The 22,633-nt window shown below is 53.1% G+C and carries 14 protein-coding genes; 6 read left to right on the top strand and 8 right to left on the bottom strand.

Annotated elements, in window-relative coordinates; genetic code table 11:
- Window positions 1–12: 12 nt before the first annotated feature.
- From FP815_12185 to FP815_12160, 6 genes are all read left to right on the top strand, one after another.
- Window positions 13–660: a methyltransferase gene (locus FP815_12185; GenBank protein ID MBA3015689.1), complete on the top strand. Its 648-nt coding sequence runs from the start codon at window positions 13–15 to the stop codon at window positions 658–660.
- A gap of 257 nt (window positions 661–917) precedes the next feature.
- A complete protein-coding gene (locus tag FP815_12180; GenBank protein MBA3015688.1) occupies window positions 918–1,766 on the top strand; it encodes a hypothetical protein in 849 nt (282 codons plus the stop codon).
- Window positions 1,750–2,694 (top strand): zinc ABC transporter substrate-binding protein, encoded by a 945-nt coding sequence (locus tag FP815_12175; protein MBA3015687.1) that lies wholly within the window; start codon window positions 1,750–1,752, stop codon window positions 2,692–2,694. The genes FP815_12180 and FP815_12175 overlap by 17 nt, the downstream gene beginning before the upstream one ends.
- 10 nt (window positions 2,695–2,704) lie before the next feature.
- A complete protein-coding gene (locus FP815_12170; protein MBA3015686.1) occupies window positions 2,705–3,502 on the top strand; it encodes a metal ABC transporter ATP-binding protein in 798 nt (265 codons plus the stop codon).
- Window positions 3,503–3,566: 64 nt separating this feature from the next.
- Window positions 3,567–4,361 carry a metal ABC transporter permease gene (locus FP815_12165; protein ID MBA3015685.1) on the top strand — a complete coding sequence of 265 codons (795 nt, stop codon included), beginning with the start codon at window positions 3,567–3,569 and terminating at the stop codon, window positions 4,359–4,361.
- A gap of 80 nt (window positions 4,362–4,441) precedes the next feature.
- On the top strand, window positions 4,442–5,572 hold the full coding sequence (locus FP815_12160) for a M20 family metallopeptidase (protein MBA3015684.1): 1,131 nt from the start codon (window positions 4,442–4,444) through the stop codon (window positions 5,570–5,572).
- Between the two features lie 378 nt (window positions 5,573–5,950).
- Here FP815_12160 and FP815_12155 read toward each other — a convergent pair whose 3' ends face one another.
- The 8 genes from FP815_12155 to FP815_12120 all read right to left on the bottom strand — a co-directional run.
- Window positions 5,951–6,874 (bottom strand): PleD family two-component system response regulator, encoded by a 924-nt coding sequence (locus FP815_12155; GenBank protein MBA3015683.1) that lies wholly within the window; start codon window positions 6,872–6,874, stop codon window positions 5,951–5,953.
- Window positions 6,867–11,762, bottom strand: coding sequence for a PAS domain S-box protein (locus FP815_12150; protein ID MBA3015682.1), 4,896 nt, complete (start codon window positions 11,760–11,762; stop codon window positions 6,867–6,869). Before FP815_12150 ends, FP815_12155 begins: the two co-directional genes overlap by 8 nt.
- A 97-nt stretch (window positions 11,763–11,859) precedes the next feature.
- Window positions 11,860–12,225 (bottom strand): response regulator, encoded by a 366-nt coding sequence (locus tag FP815_12145; GenBank protein MBA3015681.1) that lies wholly within the window; start codon window positions 12,223–12,225, stop codon window positions 11,860–11,862.
- Between the two features lie 179 nt (window positions 12,226–12,404).
- On the bottom strand, window positions 12,405–16,952 hold the full coding sequence (locus tag FP815_12140; protein MBA3015680.1) for a response regulator: 4,548 nt from the start codon (window positions 16,950–16,952) through the stop codon (window positions 12,405–12,407).
- A gap of 66 nt (window positions 16,953–17,018) precedes the next feature.
- The gene (locus tag FP815_12135; protein ID MBA3015679.1) at window positions 17,019–17,396 is read right to left on the bottom strand and encodes a response regulator; all 378 of its coding nucleotides are present in this window, start codon (window positions 17,394–17,396) and stop codon (window positions 17,019–17,021) included.
- A 367-nt stretch (window positions 17,397–17,763) separates the two neighbouring features.
- Entirely contained in the window at window positions 17,764–20,865 is a 3,102-nt protein-coding gene (locus FP815_12130; GenBank protein ID MBA3015678.1) for a GAF domain-containing protein, read from the bottom strand.
- A gap of 219 nt (window positions 20,866–21,084) precedes the next feature.
- Window positions 21,085–22,182, bottom strand: coding sequence for a response regulator (locus FP815_12125; protein MBA3015677.1), 1,098 nt, complete (start codon window positions 22,180–22,182; stop codon window positions 21,085–21,087).
- A 55-nt stretch (window positions 22,183–22,237) separates the two neighbouring features.
- On the bottom strand, window positions 22,238–22,633 hold a 396-nt coding region (locus FP815_12120; GenBank protein MBA3015676.1), incomplete at its 5' end, for a hypothetical protein.

The raw sequence follows: 22,633 nt of genomic DNA, 5'->3' as shown, positions 1-22,633 counted from the left end.
ACATCAAGCGCAATGACCCCATTCCACAAACTGCTTCAAGAATATGCCCCCATATCATCAGTAGCAGGCTGTTCGAAAATTCGCGCGCACCAAGCCTCAAACGTCTTCGCGCTTTGGCACGCCTGGGAGTCTGAGTGCCAGGCAATCTGCGACGTCCCCTACTGGGCGATTGTCTGGCCGGCAGCTCAAGCGCTGTCCCAATACATCATGAACAACCCTTCTCTCGTAAAGGGAAAAACCGTGCTTGATTGCGGATGCGGGGGAGGTGTGGTGGCGATAGCGGCAGCCATGAACCAGGCTGCACGCTCAGTGGGATGCGACATGGACCAACCGGCAATAGATGTCGCCAAATACAACGCGGCCATTAACAATGTAGCAATTGACCTTATGTGTAAGGATGCGACAGAGTGCTACGCCCCTGGCTCTTTCGATGTGATTCTGGTTGCCGATCTTTTTTACCAGAAAGAATTTTCCCGGCGACTGCGCGCTGCGCTCAAAAAAGCGCGCGATCATGGCTGCGATGTGATTATCGCCGATAGCGGCAGACCATTCCTCCCCAAAGAAGAATTAACTGAAATTCACTCTCAATCCGCCGCTACCTCCTTTGACGTCGAGGGATGCCTATCTCGAACTGTCCGCCTGTATCGATTTCATGATTAAGAGTGTTAACCGGGAAGTCCCAAGGTCATTAAATCTTTACCCTGCTGCCATCCTTGATGAACTCGCAAAAAGTCACGGGATGGCTAAGCAAAAGGGCCGACATACAAGGAGCGGGGTGTTTTTGTGAGTAAGGCAATACATATGGTATGCCGAACGAACAAAAATGCCACGCAACGCAGTAGATCGGACTTTTTGCAACGCCATCATCCTTCACCTTGCACTTAAACGAATATGATGGTATTGAAAATCAATAAGAGATGCTGCCTCGATTGAACAATAGTGCTCCTGAACACGGTAACTCGGACTTGCTGCAACATAATAAAAATTTCGCCAGAACCAACCGACTCTCACCACACATCGAACCACCTTCACTCATCAACACTTCACAACCTTTCGCTCCTTTACTCGGAATACTTAACACCTCACTTATGCAACCACTATCGTTCGCCCCCGCCAGGGGATGGCAGCGCCTGAGCACCGGCGCCTTTGTTGCGACTGGAAAAAAATTCTTTTCCCTGCCGCCCTTCTTGTTTGCCAGAGCCATCCTATCCAATCCACGCGCTGTCGGAGCTGCTTGCCCAAGTTCACACAAACTGGCGAAGGCCATTGCTGAGCAAGTCAAACTCCCTTGCGATGGATTAATCGTCGAGCTAGGCGCCGGAACCGGCGCTGTGACTGCCGCGTTACTGCGCCGAGGTGTCTTACCCTCTCAACTCGTCGTGGTTGAAAAGGACAAGCGAATGGCCCGCCATTTAAAAAATCGATTCAAAGGTGTGGTGGTTATCCATGGCAACGCCGTTAATTTCTGTAAACTTTGTAACCGATACAACAGGAAAGTAGCCACTGTCGTCTCAAGCCTGCCCCTCCTTTCCTTGCCAAGCGCCACCGTTGCAGCCCTTGGCAAGGAGTTACGAGTTATGCTAAAAGACCATGGCACTCTCATCCAATATACTTACCAAATCACCCATCGTCCCAGCCCGCTAACACCTTTCATGCAACACGCATCATCAACAAGAGTATGGGCAAATTTCCCCCCAGCCCGGGTTGAACTCTACAAAGCTCGACTTCCAAACCTGACAATAAATATCCATGAAAACATCATATGAGATCATCAAAAAAAACCTGATTATTTTTGTTATCCTGATGGCAACAGGTCTCACCTCCCCCGCCCGAGCCCAAGCGCCATCTCTACGCATCCTCTGTTCAACTTTCCCGGTTTACCAAATTACCCGCAATATCATCCAAGGACGAGAGGGCTCATCTGCCGCCCTGATGCTGCCGGCCCACCTCGGCTGCCCTCATGATTATGTGTTGACTCCAAAAGATATGCATCTCCTGGCGGCTGCCGATATCTTTATCATTAACGGCCTCGGGCTCGAACAGTTCCTGGGGCTCCCATTACGTCAAGCAAACCCGGAAATCACCGTAATCGACTCATCACAGGGAGCCTCTGTCATCCTTGCTTCGGAGGACAAGAAATCATCCCACGATGACCATGACCATGGCCACAATGCGCCCAACCCTCACCTCTTCGCCAGTCCTCGCCAGGCAGCAAAGATTGCCATATCTATCGCCCGTGAACTCAGCAGGATTGACCCGGACGGCAAAGAAATCTACCTCCGCAACAGTGAAACGTATGCGGAAAAAATGAATGCCCTTGCCCAAGAATTCACCACCCTTGCCTCAACACTCTCCTCAAAAAAAATAATAACCCAACATAGCGTCTTCGATTATCTAGCCCGGGACATGGGGCTCGACGTCGTGGCCGTAATAGAATCAGACCCAGGTCAAGAACCATCGGCATCCGAAATGATCGCCCTGATCAAAACTGCCAAAGCCTCACAGGCAAAGGCAATCTTCGCTGAACCCCAATATCCCTCCAGGGTAATTCAAACGATTGCCAAAGAAATCGGCATCGCATCAGCCACTCTCGACCCGGTAGCAACTGGCCCAGACGACGCAGACCTCGATTATTATGAAAAGGTAATGCGCGATAATATGGACACACTCTCCTCGACACTCGGTGCACGATAACATGCAGCTAATGGCGCCCCCCCCCATTGCTGTTACCTTTTCCGAAGTTACCGTCACCCTTGGCGGCGTACCAATCCTCGACAAGGTAAGCGCAACCATCCCCCGAGGCAGCTGCACCGCCATCGTCGGCCCCAACGGTTCAGGAAAGACAACCCTGCTCTTGGCGCTACTGGGACAACTGCCCTACACCGGCGCTATTACCATCACTACAGACCAACCCATGACTCCGCCACGTATCGGCTACGTTCCGCAACGCCTTCTCTTTGATCGCGGCATCCCCATGACAGTAATGGATTTCATGACCATGGGCCAACAACGTATTCCCCTCTGGCTCGGCAGACGACAAAAGCATACCGATCGCGCCCGCGATCTACTCCTCACTGTTCAAGCCGAAGGCCTAGCAGACCGGCAACTCGGGGCCCTATCCGGGGGTGAAGTTCAGCGTGTCCTGCTTGCCCTGGCCCTTCAGCAAGATCCCGATCTGCTGATCCTTGATGAACCTGCGGCTGGCGTAGATTTCCGAGGAGAACAGATTTTTTGCGAACTGTTAGATACCCTGCGCCTCAAGCATACCTTCACCCAGCTCATTGTCAGCCATGACCTAGCCACGGTGACTCATCACTCATCCTATGTGATCTGCCTCAATCACACCGTCATCACCGCAGGGCCGCCCCGACAGGTGTTAACCAGCGAAACCCTTACTGCCACCTTCGGTCTCCACATGGGACTTGTCGCCACCCACGCCATGCCCGAGGCCGGGCCAGGCTGTACCGCCTCCTGCTGCACTCCGGAGGGTCGCCGTGACTGATCAGCGCCTCCTCTCCCAGCTCATTACCACCATCCTCCCCTTTCAATGCCTGGAAGCGACATTCATGCAACAGGCCCTGATCGGACTGATCCTCCTTGCCCCCATGGCTGCAACCATGGGCGTACAGGTCGTCAACTTCCGGATGGCATTCTTCGCCGACGCCATCAGCCACTCTGCCTTTGCCGGTGTCGCCCTAGGCCTGATCTTCTCGATCAACCCTCATTGGAGCATGCTGATCTTCGGAGTGATGGTTGGAATCACCATCATGATGGTTCAAAGAAAATCCAACCTCTCTTCCGATACCGTGATCGGCGTCTTCTTCTCAGCTGTGGTCGCCTTTGGTCTTGCTGTGGTCAGCCGGGATCGCAATGTCGCCCGTGACCTGCAACGTTTTCTCTACGGAGACATTTTGACCATTGGCGACGAAACGATAACCTCACTCATTGCGCTCTTCATCATTATCATGCTCTTTCAAGCCTGGGGCTACAACCATATGCTCTACATCGGCTTCAACCCGCTGCTGGCGCAAGTGCACAAGGTGCGGGTCGCCATTTATCAATACTGCTTCGCAGCGCTCCTCTCCTTAGTGGTCATCTTTGCGGTCTGGGCCGTTGGGGTGCTGCTGGTGACTGCCCTGCTGGTAGTGCCTGCCGCCACTGCCAGAAATCTGGCCCGTTCCGCTGGAAGCATGTTCTGGTGGTCTCTGATCGTCAGCCTGTCATCGGCAATTACCGGGCTGATCATTTCCGCACAAGATTGGGCCAACACCGCCACCGGGGCAACTATCATCCTGGTCGCCAGTGGCTGGTTCACCGTCAGCCTTTTGGTTACCCGACGCCGCTCCATCCGTAGCAACTGATTTTTCACAACAACCCAATTAGAATATCAAACCAACGCCGACACCCTTCGGTATCCATCCTCATCACCTGAGGGGTTATAATGGAGGACTTCATGATCGACATCAATCACACCATAGCTCTGATTCAGGAGCTGATCGGCATCCCCAGCGAATCATCAGGCCAGACACAGACCGATGCCACCGCCCCAGAATTGGCACTGGTCAACCGTCTGGCAAACCTCTGCGCGTCCATGGACATTGAGCACCAAATCCAAGAGGTCGTTCCAGGACGACCCAACTTCATTGCCCGATTCCCCAATCCAGAAAAACCAAAACTTCTGATTGTAGCCCATCTGGACACAGTCAGCGCCTCCGGCATGAGTGATCCCTTTGCCGGGCAGATCAAGGAAGAAAAGATTTGGGGGCGTGGCGCGTGTGACGACAAAGGGCCTCTGGCCACTGCCTTAAGCACCTTAATCCAATTACGAACACAGCGAGATGTGTGGCGATATGACGTAACCTTTGCCGCCACGATTGATGAGGAGTGTAGCCTGAGAGGAGCCGCAGCCCTGAGAGAGGGAGTTGGCTCGTGGGACCTGTGCCTGTGCCTCGAACCGACCAGTCTCAAGCTGGTTAAGGCACACAAAGGAGTTTACCGTTGCCGGGTAACCAGCCATGGCAAGGCTGTTCACTCATCAACACCGGACCTCGGCATAAATGCCATCCTCGGCATGGTTGAGATCATTGACGATTTACAACTCTTCGCCTGTCGACTCTCGCGGCGCAAACATCCAGAACTCGGACGAGCCTCGCTTGCCGTCACCCAAATCAAGGGAGGGGTCTCCGTCAATATCATTCCGGACCACTGCGAAATATCGGTTGATGTGCGCTTATTACCGGAACATCACCCTCAGAAGATCGCCAGAGCCATCCAGCAGGTCGTTGGCAACCGAGGGGCAGTCGAGAATCTTTTTTTCGCCCGAGGAGTACAGACCGAGATAGACAACCCATTAATACGACAATTCCAGGAAGCGCTTCGAAAGGCGGGCCACAGCGACGAAGCGGGCAATGCCGGATACGCCACCGATTGCTCAGAACTCCAGGATAACGGGCCGTGCATCATCTGGGGACCAGGCCACATCACTCAGGCCCATCAGGTAGACGAGCACATTGAACTCAACCAGGTTTCCGCCGCAAGCGAGGTGCTCGCCTCATTTCTCAAAGGAAATTAACCTAAAATATAAGACGCGCCCGGTAAACGTTTACAATCCGGTGAAATCCGCACGTTCAACGCTTCTGGTGAACGATTACGACACTTCAAGCTCTTCAGCCTTAAACGTCCCATTTCTGTCAGGCGATATCTTTGCAATCGACTGCTTGGTTTTCCAGAAATGGTCATTTCAATCCATCCATTATCCAGAGCATTTTTGGAGCAACCCTAAAAAGCATCGTCAGTGGATGGTGAACTTTCAATCTTTGGTAAAAAGGCATAGAACTGATCGGGTTTGACAACGCCTGTCTTTATGGGATTCTTACGATTTTTCAGGAAAATGTGGCTTACCTGTTAGTTGCTGCCTAGAAACTTGAGAATACGTAGACAACGCGTTAAATTACCGAGGATTATCCTGAAAGTAACACACCCTGTTTCGTCCGGTATTCTTGGCCTGATACAAGGCCTGGTCGGCTGCCAGCATCAAGTCGACCGATGCTTTTTCCGGAAGCGGCATCATCGAAGCGACTCCCATACTAATTGTGACTGTACCAACAACTGTTGAAAATGCATGGGGGATGGCAAGTTCTGCCACAGCGGATCGCAGATGTTCAGCAACTTTCAAAGCCTCGTCCAGGTCTGTCTCAGGTAGAATACAGACAAACTCCTCACCACCGTACCGACTAACAAAATCGCAGGCCCGTCGCAGACTTTGTTTTAAAGCCTGAGCAACCCACCTCAAGCATTCATCACCGGCAATATGGCCATAGTGGTCATTGAAGAGTTTGAAGTGATCAATATCCACCATCACCAGAGACAAACACGAACGTAAACGTTTTGCCCGGTTCCACTCAGAGTCCAAAGTTTCGTCAAAACTCCGACGGTTGGCGATGCCAGTCAATCCGTCACGGTTCGAAAGACTTTTCAGCAAATCTCCCCGCCGTTTAAGCTCAAGATGGGTTCGTACCCTGGCCCGGATAATTGGCATCCGGAAAGGTTTGATAATATAATCAATGGCGCCGGCCTCAAATCCTCTGGTTTCATCCTCCTCCTCTTGCAAAGAAGTAATGAAGATAACCGGAATCCCACTCGTTGTAGAATCGCTTTTCAATTGTCGGCAGACCTCATAGCCACTCATATCGGGCATAAGAATATCAAGAAGCACCAAATCAGGATGCTCCTGCACCACTATTTCAAGGGCTTTCTCACCGCTGGTGGCGAAATAAATTTCACCCTCTTGCTTCAATCCTTCGTGAAGAATCCTAATATTGGTAGGGACATCATCAACAATCAGAATCTTCGCCTTCGGAATTTGTTCACTCATTATCTTCACCGTTGGCATCTACTATTCTTTTTTGCATCCGCCGGACAATATCGAGGGCATCGCCAAATCGGAGCTCCTCCACTGCTGTCTCAATCGCAGAAACTGCTTCGAGACAACCAGAAGAGATACAGAGGTCATGAAACTGCGGCATCAGATCAGTTGCCTTCATGCTGTTTTTCTGTAGCAACCCATCAAGTTGCTGCAAGAAGGCATTAAGTTCCTGACGAGAAGCTTCAAGATGGCTAATATTACCATCCGTCCCATGAATTCTTTCATCGTATTCCGACGCTATTAAGGCATCGGCAATTGGAACTGTTGTTCCCATCACCCCTAAACGGGCGATATCAAAGGCTGCCATCAGCGGTGCAAGATCAAGATCATTGTTACCAGCAAGCGCCAACTCTAGCGCATGACATGTCTCGAACAAATTGGTGGCAGAGACATTGCCGGCGATCCCCTTCAAGGCATGAGCGCTCTCCCTCGCCGCGCCGCGATCTCCAGCGGCAAGAGCCACGTGAACGGCGTTACCATGTTGGTGACAGTCGATCCGGAGCTGCCGAATCAGTTTATCTAACAGATTACGATTGCCTCCAAGCCTGACCAGGGCGGAGTCGACATCGATTCCAGTCATATCCAAGAGTTCATCACTCTCAGAGCAAGAACTAACATGACCCGCAACCTTTGATCTCCCGAAAGGAGAAGTAGGGCTAACCCACTTTAGCAGGGAGGCATAGAGCTGCTCCACATCGATGGGTTTGGCAACATGATCGTTCATCCCAGCTTGCAGACATTTCTCTCGCTCCTCTGTCGAAACATGGGCGGTCATCGCGATAATCGGAATTTTGTTCCCTTCCGGCCAGGCCATGGCACGAATCTTATGAGTCGCGGTGTAGCCATCCATCACCGGCATCTGCAGGTCCATAAGAACAGCGCCAAAAAGAAGCGGGTTCTCCCCTGCTTCAACCTTGCGTCTCAATTGATTGAGAATATCCAACGCTTCCCGGCCGTTGGCCGCTACCTCCACGATACAACCCGCCTGTTCGAGAATCTCCCGTGCCACCAGCTGATTGACCGGTTGATCTTCAACCAGCAGGATCCGCACCCCTTCAAGAGCAATATTCCAGCCCGCGCGATGGACTTTTCCATGGCCCTCAGGAAGCAGGAATTCGGATGCCCCCTCAACCAGCGCCATGTTGATTTCGTCTTGAGACGGAATCGCAAAACTGATTTCAAAGAAAAACTCGCTCCCCTTACCGAACTCACTGGTCACTTCAATCGCACCTCCCATCTGTCCCACCAACCGCCGGCAGATAGAGAGTCCCAGTCCGGTGCCGCCAAAGCGACGGGTAATCGATGAGTCCGCCTGAGTAAAGGCCTCGAAAAGCTTACTCCGCTGTTTCTCAGTCATGCCGATACCCGTATCGCGGACAACAAAACGAAGCGCCTGCTTCCCTTCCTTGCCGGTCTCGGCAAGCAATTCGACATGGACTTCAACAGATCCCTGGTCAGTGAACTTAACTGCATTATTAACCAGATTGGTGAGAATCTGCCCCAGACGCAAAGGATCCCCAAGCAGGTAGCGCGGAACCTGTTCATCAATGGACAAGATCAACCTCAACCCTTTTTCCGTGGCCCGCACCCCCATCATACTACTCATTTGGAACAACACCGCTTCGAGCAGAAAAGGGACCTTCTCCAACTCCAATCGACCGGCCTCGATCTTGGAGAAATCGAGCACGTCGTTAATGATCCCAAGCAGGACATGAGACGAATCCTGCATCTTTTGCAAATACTCTTTCTGCTTAAGAGTCAGTTCCGTCTGCAGCAACAAATGCCCGAGACCAACAATGGCGTTCATAGGCGTGCGGATCTCATGGCTCATGTTGGCCAGAAACTCACTCTTGGCCGAACTTGCCGCCTCGGCCTGGAGCTTGGCAGCAACCAGTTCGGCGGAGTTTCTGTTCCGTTGAATGGCAAGGGCAAAGAGATCGGCAAACCGCTTGACCACCTCAAGATCGTCGTCAGTGTATTGTTCGACAGAATTGGCCAGAGATATCTGGCCGACCAGTTCCCCACGGATCTGGGCAGGCACGGATAGAAAACAACGCACCGGCACGTGGCCTTCCGGTAATCGATCGGCAAACGCGAGGTGTGAGATCGGTTCGTTAGTGTAAAACCCTTCTCTGGTGTTGAGTGCATGCCCCCACAGGTCCGGATAACCTGCCGCGCCCTTGGGAAATTCGGTTATCTGCCCGATTTCCATCCGACACTGATCCCCCAGCATCTCGGTCAAGGTATGGCTAATCAAATTCCCGGTCACCGGATGGATCTCGCCGGCATAGCCATGCTCACTCCCGGTCAACCGTCGGGCATGGTCGAGCACCACCTTGGAGATGCGGGCGATAGGGACTTCGGCCGAGATCAGCAACTCGGCCAGTTCGGCGATGCTCATATTAGCCGCCAACTCCCGCTGCAGCGCCTTCTCAGCCGCTTTGCGGTCGCTGATATCTCGGGCAATAGATAAAATCAACAGCGTCTCACTTACCGATACCACCCCGCAAAAAACCTCCACCGCCAACTGCGAACCGTCCCGACAGAGGTGACTCTCTTCGAAGGAGATTTCCCCTTCCCTCTCCACCTCCTTGATCCGTTCGGACGAAAGCCGGGCGAAGATCGGCGCCTCACCAGCCTCTTGGGAGAGTGCGATGAGTTCCTCCTCTGAGTAGCCGCGACAGGTGTAGGCCGCCTTGTTGAGGTAGCGAATGCGGCCATCTAAATCATAGACGAACACCGAGTCAGTGGCATTATCAAGCATCAGCGAACGGAAGGCTAGATCCTCCTCGGCACGGCGTTTCTTCAAAATGCTCCACATCGAGTTCACAAACAGCGTCAACTGACGGATGTCATTATCGGTATAAGGCGCTTTTTTATTGCCGACGCCGACAACAGCAACAATCCTGCCGCTCTCGAATACCGGGATCGACAGGTGTCGGTAGACCGGAAAGTGATTTTCCGGATACCCCTTACGGCCAGGGTGTTCCTGGAAATCATTATGGATCACTGGCCGCCGCTGACGAATACAATCGGCCCAAATACCGGCCTCGGCAAGGGGGTAGTGCGGCATCTTGGAGAGACTACACTCCTCTTTAACCCCACTGGACCAGACATAAAGCTCAAGGCTCTCATTGGCCTCGCTGAAGAAGTGCAGATATCCGGCCTCGCTGTCGGTGATCCTCACTCCCTCTTCAAGAGCGTGCTCAATCAATTCGATTTCACTCTGTACCTCGAGCTGGGAAAGGGCAAGCAGCGAGGTCAAGCGGTCCTCTTCCTGCTTCAAGGTACGTTCAACCTCCTTATTTTTAGTAATATCACGTACAAAGACGAAAAAAGTACCAACAACAGTATTGCTACCCAGAAAACGGACGCTCACTTCGACATCAACCACATCTCCGGATTTACACCGTTGCTGACTCTCAAAGCGATCAAAGCCGGTGTCAATAATATGCCGCAGGTGTTCGGCAACAATTTTCTCCGTCTCCACTGCTTCAATATCAATAACACTCATGGTCAACAATTCCTCGCGACTATAACCGATGAGTTGACAGTAAGCATCGTTGACGTCGAGAAAGCGACCTTCATAGCTCAGCTGCCAAAAACCTTCAAGCGCCGTTTGAATGATGGCCTTGTGTTTCTGCTCGGAATCTCTAAGGGAAGCCTCCATCTTGGCGCGGATCTCGATATCTTCCTGTAAGGCCATATTGACAGTGGCCAATTCGCGCGTCCGTTCCTCCACCAGAAGCTCAAGTTGCTGCTTATAACCGGCTAATTCTGCGGCTACTCGCTGATGCTCCCGGCTCTCCTCGGAAAGTCTCATAAATGAATCAACCAGGCGCTGCTGGATGCGACCGGCGTAAAGAAAGACGAAAAAGAACATGGCGCCGCCGATACCAGTCACCATTAAAAACAGATAGGTAACCTGACGATGCACCTCACTCATCGCCTGGGTTTCATCATCCAGCACCAGAACCTCGCCGACATTCCGACCGCCGGCATCAGTAAGTGGAACCAGCCCGCCCATGAAGATCTTGTCCCCCATTTTGACCCGAATTATTTCTTCCGTATGCTCTTCATGTTCGCTGCCTAAAAGTTCCTGCACTTCCGGCAAAATTTGATCGGATGTTGAATCAATCACCACCAAATGACCGTAAGCATCCCAATCGGCCTTGCGGCCCATCATGGCCATGCCTTCTTCCCAAACCTTACGGTCCAGGGAGGATTTATAGATGCCAAAAATCAGATCAACATCAAGAATAGAAGTAAGCATTGGGGTCAGATGCTCAATCTCCTCTCCCAACTCCAAGTAGCCGACCAACCTGTCGTTGATCCACCATGGGACCACAACCCTCAGGGTAAAAGTCCCCAGCGGTCCAAGTTCAATGCCCCAGGCTAGTTTACCTGTGGCCTCGGCCTGGTACATGGAGAATCGATTAATGACGTCACCGTGCCGATCAGGATTATGCACTCGAAGAAAACAGGTCCGATCCAGATCGACAAAATAAAAATGGGTAACATTGTACTGGGAACGAAGTTGTTGGAAGATGGGATCGGCCGCAGCCAGCAGTTGATGACGATCCCTCGCCTGCCAAGCTTGTTGCAGAGCGTCATCCTCTTTCAGGGTATCGAGCCGCACTCGCATAAACTTGGCCTCGGAATCAAGAAGACCGACGAAGAGTCTCTCGACTTCCTCAAGATGAGACCTGGCCTCCCTGGTGACAAACCACTCCTGCAGGCGAATTACCGAAAAAAATATACCCGCAAGAATAAGTACACCTGCAGCTACCAATGGCCAGAGAAGCTGACGACGAATATTTGCTTCCTCTTTGTGCATATAACAATCTCCTTCGGGTAAAAAAACGCCTTAAGCGTTGTACATCCACCTGTTATTTATGCTTTAACTCTCGTCAACAACCTGCTCTCACCCCGATTCACTCCTTGGGCAGCCACGATGCCACCGTGGCCAGAAACTCCTTATAGCGGATCGGCTTGGAGATATAGTCATCGCAACCGGCCGCAATCATCCGTTCGCGGTCTCCCTTCATGGCAAAGGCGGTCAAGGCGATGATCTTGATATGGGAAGTCTCGGGCGCTCCTTTCAACAGTTTGGTGGCCGTCAGTCCATCCATCCCGGGCAGCTGAATATCCATAAGGATCAAGTCTGGCCGCTCTTGCCGGGCCATAAGCAGGCCACTGTCACCGTCTTCGGCGCTGATCACCGAATAGCCTGACCGGGCAAGGATACCGGATGCCAGTTTAAGATTTTTCGGATTGTCTTCGACGATCAATATTTTCATACACCTCACACTTCTTCATTTTTTGTATTTATTCCAAGCGACTGTTTAATGTCGGTCAGCAACTTAAATCATAATGGCGTAGGCGAGACGCTGCCTCCGCTCTTCCTCGATGAGGATGATGACCGGAATATCTTTGGTGAGCGGCGCCCACCCTACAAAGGCTTTTAATATTCATTACATCAACTTTTGGTCTTGTTTGTCACCAACAATCGCTGCAGCTCTTTGACAAAATCATCACGACTAAGTTGTGCCTTGCCAACGACGATCTGGACCTGGCTGGCAAGAACGGCACGCTCTTCGTTGGTCAGAAGTTTAGCAGAGAGGATGATCACCGGGATATCGCAGGTGTCCTGCTGTTTTTTCAGTTCCTCCAACACCTGAAAGCCATTCATGTCCGGCATCATCAGATCCAGGACAATGACATCCGGTTTTTCCCGTCGAGCTGTTTCCACCCCGGCCCGGCCACCATACTCCTTGTGAATCTCATAATCGGCATTGTTGAAATACGAGGATATGATCTTGATTGCTCGCGGGTCGTCGTCGATCAGCAGAATTTTTACCTTGCCACCCTCAGGGGCCTGAAGTCCCAGGGTACTGATCACCTGCATCAGTTCTCCCTGGCGCAGGGGTTTTCGTAAAACGGCCCGGACACCCATGGCGCCTATCTTGTCGCTATCTGCAGCTGCCGAGATGACCAACACCGGAATATCGGAGAATTCGGACATCTGCGCCTTGAGGTCCAGAAAAGTGAGCCCATCTGTTTCCGGCATCATCATATCCAGGGTGATGAGATCCGGCCGGGTTGAGGACATCAGCTCCAATCCTTCTCTGCCATTGGCTGCCTGGATCACTCGATAGCCCAGGTCGGCCATATACAGTTTGATCAGATCAGACTCCCGGGGATTGTCCTCGATAACCAGAACCAGGGGTTGGGGCTCACGGTTCGCAGCCGGGACGGGAGCTATGGTTTGCGACCGGTGCTCAGGTTGCGTTTGCAAGTCTGCGGCAGGCTGGCCAGGGAAGATTCTCTCTTGGCGCCTCGCTATGGCCTTTTTCACATCCGCCAAAAACAACGCGGGACTAAAGTCGGCCTTCCGCACGATCCGCACCACAGACCCCTCCAGAATTTTTCGATCTTCAGGGGTGACTATCTTGGCGGTCAAAATAATGACCGGGATTTCTCTGGTCTCCGGATCGCTGCGCAGACCGGCCACCACGTCGAAACCGCTTACCTCCGGCATCATCAGATCACTGATCACCAGATCAGGGCGCTCCCGCTGGGCGATCTCGATGGCCTCCTGGCCGCCATAGGCTCGCAGCACTTGGTTTCCGGCCCCTTCAAGATGCCGACTGGCGATCTCCACCGCCCGCGGATCATCGTCCACGACCAGAATCCTCAACGGTCGGCCTTTTGTCATTACCAGCCCGCCGAGATCAAAAACCGACTGCAGGAGGGCCTCTTTGCTCACCGGCTTTTGCAGCACATTGGCCGCGCCCAACGAAAATCCTTTCTGCTGGTTAGCGACGATGGAAATTACCACCACCGGGATTCCGGCCAGTTCCCGCTCGGCCTTGATTCTTTCCAGAAACTGCCAGCCGTCCATGCCGGGCAGCAAAATGTCCAGGGTTATCAGGTCGGGCCGGGAGTCACGGGCCATGATCAGCCCTTCCTCGGCGGTTGCGGCCCGCAGCGTCTGGTAGCCATTTTTCTCAAGTTGGACCCGAAGCAGTCCGGCAGCCTGATCATCATCCTCGACGATCAATATCAGTTGATTCCCTGGTAAGTGGTGAGTAGCCCGTTCGGTGGCGCTATGGTTTAAGGCCAAGGGGTGAGGAGCCGCGATATCCGGCCCGGACTCCTCGACTTTCCGATAAGGCAGCCTGACAGTAAAGGTTGAGCCCTTGTCTGGGACACTCTCCGCGACTACTGTGCCACCGTGGAGTTCCGTCAGCCGCTTGACCATGGCAAGACCCAGACCGGTACCCTCGTATTTGCGAGAGTAAGAGCCATCCACCTGAACAAAGGCTTGAAACAACTGGGCGAGGTCCCTCTCACTGATGCCGATGCCGGTGTCGGTGATCGATATCTCCAACCACTCACCTGCCCCTGCTTCCCCTGCCGCTACTTTAGCGGCAATTGTAACAGAGCCGCCGTCAGGGGTGAATTTCACCGCATTGGCCAAGAGATTGTAGACGATCTGCTTGAACTTCCTGGCATCCACCTGCATCTTGCCAATTGACTCATCAACCTCGAGGCCAAGCCGGATGCGGTGGTTCATGGCCTTCTCCTTGATTACGGTCAGGCTGTTATCCAAGAGTTCCGGGATATTCACCGGCTCAAGATCGAGGGTCATCTTACCGGCCTCGATTTTGGAGAGATCAAGAATATCATTGATCAGGGAAAGCAGGTGCTGGCCGCTGCTAAAAATCTCGGTTGAGTATTCCAGCTGGATCGGAGTCAGCTCACCCATTACTTCGTCCTTCAACACCTCGGAAAACCCGATGATGGCGTTCAACGGAGTGCGCAGTTCATGGGACATATTGGCCAGGAACTCGCTCTTCAGCCGGTTGGCCTCCTCGAGCTGCCGGTTCTTTTCCGCCACCTCGAGGCCGCGCAGCTTGAGTTGCTCGGAGAGATCTCTGAGATCGCTGTACTGCTTCAAGTTCTGCAGGGCAATGCCGAGATTGCTGGCAATCCGCTCTATGAAATCCCGGTCATACTGACTGGAAGGCACCACGGAGGCGATTACCAGCACTCCTTGAATTTTTTCCTGATACAAAATAGGCTGCAAGAGTACAGCCTTGGGCTGAATTCCGCCCACCCCGGTTTCGATGGCCAAGGGAAAATCATCCGTGCCCTCGATAACGATCGGTTGGCCATCGGTTACCGCTCGGCCGACCAAACCCTCCCGCAGGTCAAATTCATGCTGAAGATCACCGCCCATGCCGCAGAAGGCCTCGCAAACCAACTTACCGACCCACTCGTCATAGGCATAAAACGCCGAACAGGGAAAGGGGAGCGCTTCGGCCAGCAGAGCCAGCATCTTCTGCAGGGCGAGCTTGCGGTCAAAGGTGGTGGTGAAGATGGTGGCGATCCGAACAAAGGTCCGATCATAAACCAGTCGGGCCTCAAGTTCGCTGTTTTTTTGCAAGATCTTCTGTTCCGCCTGTTTGCGGGCGGTAATATCGTTCTTCATGGCCACAAAATGGGTGATTTGCCCCTGGACGTCCTTAATCGGAGTGATGGTTGCCACCTCGTAGAACAAGGCGCCGTCCTTTTTGCGATTAATGAGCTCACCTTGCCAGATATTGCCGTTAAGGATCGTCTCCCACATCTCCTCATAGAACTTCTTGGGGAGCTTCCCGGACTTCAGAATCCGTGGATTCTTGCCAAGGACCTCAGCGGCGCTATAACCAGTCAACCGGGCAAAGGCCGGATTGACGTATTCGATGGTGCCGCCCCGATCGGTGATCACCACCGATTCCACCGACTGCTCGATGGCGCTGGACATTTTCTTCATCTCCCGCTCGGCCTTGACCCGGTCCGAGGTGTCGCGGATAATGGCATTGAATATCCGGCCGGAGGGGGTGATGCTCTCACTCACCGACAGGTCGATATCGATGATCTCACCATCCTTGCGCCGTGCCTTCACCTCCCGGATGATGCCGATAATCTTCTTGACCCCGGTGTTGATGTAGTTATTGACAAAGGTGTCGTGATTGGAGTGAAAGGGTTCGGGCATCAGCATCCTGACGTTTTTGCCCAGCACCTCCTCGGCCCGGTAACCGAAAACCTTCTCTGCCCCACGGCTGAAGAGAATAACGGTCTTATCCTCCGGGCGGATGGAGAGGATGGCGTCAGGTGCGCTGTCAAAAAAAGACTGCATCCGGGAATTGACCAGGGCCAGCTCCTCGGTCCGTTGCTGGACTGTCTCCTCCAAGATGGCGAAGGAGTCGGCAATGGCCCGGGTCATGGAGTTGAACCGCTCGGCAAAAAGACGCAGCTCGTTGTTGGTTGCAACCGTGGCGACCACCGCGTAATTACCCCGGATCACCTCCTCGGTATCCTGCAACAGGGCGCTAAGGGGTGTAAGTATCCGCCGGCGAACATACACCAGATTGAGGGCGATCAGGATAACGGCCAGTAGAGTAAGGAGATAGCGACCGTAGATAAAGATCAGCTGACACCTGTCCATTTTGGCGACGAATAGAACAACGAGCCCATTAATGTCCACTTCCACAAACTCATGGACCTTGCGGTTATAATCTTCAAGCAACTTCAATCTGTCGGCGGAGGAGGAGATCATGATGGAGTTGAGCCGGGGCTTGAACTCTTCTTCCCACTGGTGAATGAGTTTTTGCAGCGCCTGATCAATTTCTTCAGCTGCAACATCGCGCAGCTGATACTTCTTGCTGCCATCCTTTAAGGCGTTCAAGATCTCCTCAAAACGGACCATCTCCATGGCTACATGGCCTAGGGTCTCCTCCCGCTGGGGCGAGGTTTCACTTTCGGCCCTGGTGAGGAGGTAGGCGATCTGGAAGGTGCGCATCCGCTCGGAGCCGGCCAGGTTGATTGCCTGGTTCAGGCCGCTGATCTCACTGGAAAACCAGCTGCCGTTGGCAATGAAGGCCAGGAGAATAATGATCATCGCTCCATACAGCAGAGAAAATGACTTGCGCATCGGGATATAGCCGCTGGCTTGGTGGTGATCGTTGTTGCGGGTCATGATGATTAAATCTCCCTTTGTACTTGGTGTTACGAGGTGTTGGCCTGAATTTGGCAAAAATAAGCCTTATCCAACGCGCCTCCCCCTGCCGGCAACAACGCTGATGGTCTCGAGAAACTCCTTATACCGAATCGGCTTGGCAATATAATCGTCGCACCCGGCCGCAAGCATCTTCTCCCGATCCCCCTTCATGGCAAAAGCGGTAAGGGCGATGATCTTGATATGCCTGGTTGCCTCGTCGTTCTTCAGCAACCGGGTAGCGGTAATGCCGTCCATACCGGGAAGTTGGATGTCCATCAGCACCAGATCCGGCAGTTCCTGACGAGCCAGGTCGATGCCTTGGTCGGCATCGACTGCAGACAGTACGGTGTAGCCTGAATGTCTAAGTAAATCGCATACCAGCTTCATATTGGCCGGAGTGTCTTCGATTACCAAAATCTTCATTGTCGCTCTCCAAGTAACTTTCGCCACGGGCCGGATAATTTTGACCGTATAACCATCTCCCCTTCAACGGAGGAACTTTCAACTTGGTAAATAAGTGGATGAAAAAATCGATTCGTACCCAAGGCCATAATCCCTTCAGCTCCGTTCAAGGAACGGTCTCTCATCCATCGTTGCTGAGCGGAGCCAAAGGGACAGAACAAACAGGCTGAAAAAGTGTAGTGCCAAACCAGCCTGCTTACCGTCTCATCCCAAGGAGCGGCTTCAGCCGCGATACATACCGGGAATCGTGGCTGAAGCCGCTCCCTGCCAAACATTGATCAGAAATGAGTGAATGGGTCGGGGTTGCACCTTGACGACTTTGCCCAGCCTACCGCACCTCGCAAGATCCGCCGTTATTGTTTCTCCCCAGAGCGATCAGCAGCTCCTCAAACGTTTCGCCGTCCTCTGGATAACACGCAGTCTGGACGCCGCACCGCCAATTCACCGCTGCCAGGTTACGGGCCAACCGCTCATGGGCCCCGGCCACAGTTTGAGAATCAGAGGTGAGGAGAATGATGTAATAGGCCCCGGGCTGCTCGGCATGGACCAGGATCTCGTACTGCCGCACGTCCCGTTTCAGCAGCTCGATGACCGGCAGGAAATCTTTGGTGATTGTCCCTTGCCGGCATTCCAGGCGGAGGATGGCAAACGGGCGATCCTCTCGGCAGTGGTAGGCGCAGACCCGCTTACCGAGATCTATGAAGTTATGGTGAAGAAGAATACCGGTAAGTGGATCAGTGGCCCAGTGACCGCCAAACAAGCCCTGGGCCACCTGGTCCTCATTATCCTCTGGCAACGGCCTCTGCAGCGGGATGCGCAGAATGAAACTACTGCCGTGGCCGTAGTCGCTCTCCGCCCAGATCGATCCGCCGTGGGCCTCGGCGATCCGTTTGCAGATAGCAAGCCCCAGGCCTGTGCCCTGATACTTGCGGGTCAGATGTGACTCCAACTGGGTAAAGGGGGTAAAGAGTCTCTGAAGGTCGCCAGGGGTGATACCGGGACCGCTGTCTACTACCCGCAACTCGCAGACAGGGGTGGCGCAACCTTTTTCCGTCGGATCAAGGCACTCCTCCCTCGATTTCACCTGCACCGTGATCCGGCCGCCATCAGGAGTGAACTTGGCGGCGTTAGAGAGCAGGTTAACCAGCAACTGTTTTAAACGGAAAGGGTCGGCCTCGACCTTAACGTTCTCCGGCTCGACCGTTACAGTCACCTCAAGACCGTGAGTCATTGTCTTTTCACGAATAAAGAGCAGACTCTCATTGATCAGCTCACTAATGTTCACTGTTTTATATTCAAGTTCAATCCGGCCCGCCTCGATCTTAGCAAGATCAAGAATGGAGTTGATCAGGGCCAGTAAGTGCTGACCACTGGTGTAGACGTCCTGGAGATAGTCTTTCTGGCCGTCGGTCATGGGACCGGCGACACCATTTATCAATATCTCGGAAAAACCAATGATAGCATTCAGCGGAGTGCGCAGTTCATGGCTCATATTGGCCAGGAACTCGCTCTTGGCGGTATTGGCCGCCTCAGCCGCCTCTTTAGAAATAATCAACTCGTTGGTGGCCATCTCCAGTTCGGCGGTGCGGGTCTTAACTTTATGCTCGATTGCCTCGAAGGTCTGGCTGTTGCAGACAGCAATGGCAACGATGTCGGCCATGGCCTGAAAGAGGCGACGCTCGCTATCTTTCAACTCGGTAAAAGGCGGGAGGTAGAGGCAGAGCACCCCAATCACCTCATCTCCATCTTGAAGTGGGAGGATGATATGGCCGTGCTCTTCCATACCCTCATAATAGATGACGTGCCGACTGTCTTTCACACAGGCCGGGCATTCGATTATTTTTTTGTTAGCGGCGGCTAACCCGCAAAGACAGTAACCGTAGGGAACTTCTCGACAGGATTTTTTAATCGGCTCGCCAAAGTTTCTCTCAACCGCCATCCGCAGGACCTGATTCTTTGGATCGCTCAGGAAGATAGCGCCTTTTTTCAAAAGGCGGAGGGACTTCAAGGTAAGAATCTCATCAAGGATATTCGCCAGAAGTGTCTCAAGGTTCTCAAATTTTCGAGTAGAGGCCGCCATCCTGTTAAGGATATCCAGCTCCTGGTTGCGTTCCGTTAACTTTGTCATAACCCGGACATTATTGATTGCCAGGGCCGTGCCATTGGCGAGGGCGCTGATCAGTTCCTCATCCGCCTCGGAGAAGGGCTCACCATCGGTCCGGTCGACAAGATAGATAGCGCCAATGGTCAAGCCCTGTAGCCGTACCGGCACACCCAGATAGGTTCGCATTACGGGGTGGCCTGCCGGGAAACCTATTGCTGACGGATGGGCCGCGATATCTGCGACCCGCAACGGGTGATCGACATTAAATATTTCCCGCAGCAGGCCACGGTTCTGGGGCAGGCCATATTTTTCCCTCAGCTCGGCCAATACGTCCGAGCTGAGGCCAGTGTGGATGAAGTATTCATAGCCTCCATGCTGGTCGCGGATCCCCACCGCTCCGTAGCGGGCCCCGACCAGCCGGCAGGCCTCCTCAGCTATATCCCGGAGAAGCGTTTCGATCTCGGTAACGGAAAGCACCAGACCGATAGTGCGGGACAAGGATTTGAAACGCTGGAGCAGGCGGGCATTGTCTCTCAGGCTGTCTGAAATAGCTGCGGTCATCCCATTGAAATTAGTGGCCAAGCCACTGAGTTCGTCCCGGCTGTTCACCGTCACGGCGACCGACAGATCACCGGCAGTCACCGCTTGAGCGGCCTGAGCCAAGTCCTTGATCGGTTGGACGAAACAGCGGCGGACCACGACTGCTATCCCTCCAAGGAGGGCCATCACTACCACCAGAAAGACAAAGAGGATTATGTTATGATGATGCAGTTCGGCAGTGTAGTTGTCAACCATCATCGAGGAAAAACGGTCAAGGCGTTCGATGTAGGTCTTGAGTTCCTGGCTCAGGATAGCATGAAGATTGGTGAGCGGTCTTTCCTCCTTCTCCCCTGCCTCGCTGGACAATATTACCGCAGACACCTGGAGCAGGGCCGGTCGGAACGATTTCTGCCACTCGGAGACAAGCTCGGCATAAGCGCTGAGCGCACTGTCGTAGTGCCCAGTGTCCATTGGCAACAGGCCCTCCGCAGTCGAGCCATCACCAATGGCACGAAGCATCTTTTCGAAGTTCGGCAGCTTCTGGTCACGGACCAGCCGGGCCAAGCGCTCCGCCTCGACACCTTCGGCATGGCTGATCGCCTCAAAAAGATTCCAAACCATCTCGTGGGCCAGCATCCTCTCCCTGGCGACGATGCTCACCCGCTGAACGTCGCTCGTAAAATGATTAGTGGACCAAAAGGAAAAGCCGAACACGGCAGCAGTCAAAGTAACCAGGAGAATCGCCAGGACGAAAAATTTCTTGGTTATGGAAAACGATACCTGCATGATACTTATTCCTTGAGATAAAAATATTTATAACTACTTAGGTTAACGGTAATCAGTTATCGGTTTACAGTTAAAAGAATCATGGTCAGTCATGAATGCTTCGTAGATGCATGAAGTCAGTGTGTGCTCAGCCATTGATAGGATCACTCTCCGTCAACTGCCAACCGTAAACCGTTAACCTAAGCAGTTACGTGCCCTCATGGTATGACTTGCTCGAACTCACGCATCCTTCAACTCCTCATAAATGACGGCGAAATCCTCATGACAGTCGCGAAATGCCTGCAACACCTGAGGATCGAAATGTTCAGGCGTGGTGCGGCCATCACCTTCGGAAATAATGGAAAAGGTCTTTGCGTGGTCAAAGGCCGGCTTATAAGGCCGCTTGGAACGCAGGGCATCGTACTGGTCGGCTAGATTCATCAAACGGCCGGAGAGCGGGATAGCCTCGCCTTTGAGACCTCGCGGATAGCCGCCGCCGTCCCACCGTTCGTGGTGGTTTAAGGCAATCTCCTCGGCCATCTGCAGATACTGGGCCTGGGATCCTTGCAGGATGCCAGCGCCAATCCCCGGGTGGGTCTTTATAATCGCCCACTCCTCCTGATCGAGACTGCCCGGCTTAAGGATAATGCGATCAGGGATCCCGACCTTGCCGATATCATGCATGGGGGAGGCGTAGTAAATCGCCTCACAAAAATCTTCACCCATTCCAAGATGTTCCGCCAGTTTACGGGTGAAAGAGCTCACCCGTTTCAGGTGCTGGCCGGTGTCCTCGTCCTTAAACTCCGAGGCCCGGGCCAAGCGCTCAATGGTATCGATATAGGCCAGTTTAATGGACCGGTGAGTTTCCTCGAGATCGGTGAAGGCGCCACGAAGTTGTTCGGTGCGCTGCGCCACCTGATCCTCAAGTTTCTTGTTGTGATTTTTCAAGAAATCGCCGTATTCCTTAATTTTCAGGAGATTCTTGAGCCGCAAGGTAAGTTCCTCAGTATCGATCGGCTTGGTGAGAAAGTCGTCAGCCCCCTTGCTGATCCCGGTAATCCGGTCGCCCCGGGAACCAAGGGCGGTGACGATGATCACCGGGATTCCCTGGGTCAGGGGGTCGGCCTTGATCAGGGCAGTCGCCTCAAACCCGTTCATCCCCGGCATCATCACGTCCATCAGCACCAGATCCGGGAGATGCTGAATGGTCTTGGCGACCGCCTCCCGGCCATCGGCAGCAGCCACCGTCTCAAAGCCGAGGTTTTCACACAAAGCCTTCAAAAGCTTAACATTAAAGGGTTCGTCATCGACAATCAGGATTTTTTGTTTCCTTTCCATAGGGTATCCTTTCTTGTGGTTAATTATTGTATGCTCTTCATGAAGAGTGAAACCTTCAAACGGTATTCTCACCTTCCCCGGTCAAGGGGATACGCAGGGTAAAAATACTCCCCTGACCGACTGTACTCACCACCTCGATATCACCATTATGCACTGTTGCCAGTTTTTGAGCAAGATAGAGTCCCATGCCGATGCCGCTGTACTCCTTGGTAAGAGAGGAATCGAGCTGGGTGAAAGGCTGAAACAGGCGGGACAGATCTTCACCTACGATACCGCGCCCACTGTCCGTCACCCGGATCAACAACCAATTTCCCTCCGTTCCGGCCTCAAGCCGAAGAACTCCACCAGCCGGGGTAAATTTACCGCCGTTGTCAAGCAACTGTCGAATTATTTTTTTTACTATTCCCGAATCGGCAATAATTTCACCGATCTCCGGCGCTATCATAAGGCT

This window comes from Desulfobulbaceae bacterium, assembly GCA_013792005.1.
Lineage (GTDB): Bacteria > Desulfobacterota > Desulfobulbia > Desulfobulbales > VMSU01 > VMSU01.
The sequence above is the reverse complement of the archived record's forward strand: the minus strand, read 5'-3'. Positions and strand labels throughout refer to the sequence as shown.

Bases quoted from the DNA above. Each gene is read 5' to 3' on its own strand.
- FP815_12185 (MBA3015689.1), top strand. From the start codon at position 13: ATGACCCCATTCCACAAACTGCTTCAAGAATATGCCCCCATATCATCA.
- FP815_12180 (MBA3015688.1), top strand. From the start codon at position 918: ATGCTGCCTCGATTGAACAATAGTGCTCCTGAACACGGTAACTCGGAC.
- FP815_12175 (MBA3015687.1), top strand. From the start codon at position 1,750: ATGAAAACATCATATGAGATCATCAAAAAAAACCTGATTATTTTTGTT.
- FP815_12170 (MBA3015686.1), top strand. From the start codon at position 2,705: ATGGCGCCCCCCCCCATTGCTGTTACCTTTTCCGAAGTTACCGTCACC.
- FP815_12165 (MBA3015685.1), top strand. From the start codon at position 3,567: ATGCAACAGGCCCTGATCGGACTGATCCTCCTTGCCCCCATGGCTGCA.
- FP815_12160 (MBA3015684.1), top strand. From the start codon at position 4,442: ATGGAGGACTTCATGATCGACATCAATCACACCATAGCTCTGATTCAG.
- FP815_12155 (MBA3015683.1), bottom strand. From the start codon at position 6,874: ATGAGTGAACAAATTCCGAAGGCGAAGATTCTGATTGTTGATGATGTC.
- FP815_12150 (MBA3015682.1), bottom strand. From the start codon at position 11,762: ATGCACAAAGAGGAAGCAAATATTCGTCGTCAGCTTCTCTGGCCATTG.
- FP815_12145 (MBA3015681.1), bottom strand. From the start codon at position 12,225: ATGAAAATATTGATCGTCGAAGACAATCCGAAAAATCTTAAACTGGCA.
- FP815_12140 (MBA3015680.1), bottom strand. From the start codon at position 16,952: ATGACCCGCAACAACGATCACCACCAAGCCAGCGGCTATATCCCGATG.
- FP815_12135 (MBA3015679.1), bottom strand. From the start codon at position 17,396: ATGAAGATTTTGGTAATCGAAGACACTCCGGCCAATATGAAGCTGGTA.
- FP815_12130 (MBA3015678.1), bottom strand. From the start codon at position 20,865: ATGCAGGTATCGTTTTCCATAACCAAGAAATTTTTCGTCCTGGCGATT.
- FP815_12125 (MBA3015677.1), bottom strand. From the start codon at position 22,182: ATGGAAAGGAAACAAAAAATCCTGATTGTCGATGACGAACCCTTTAAT.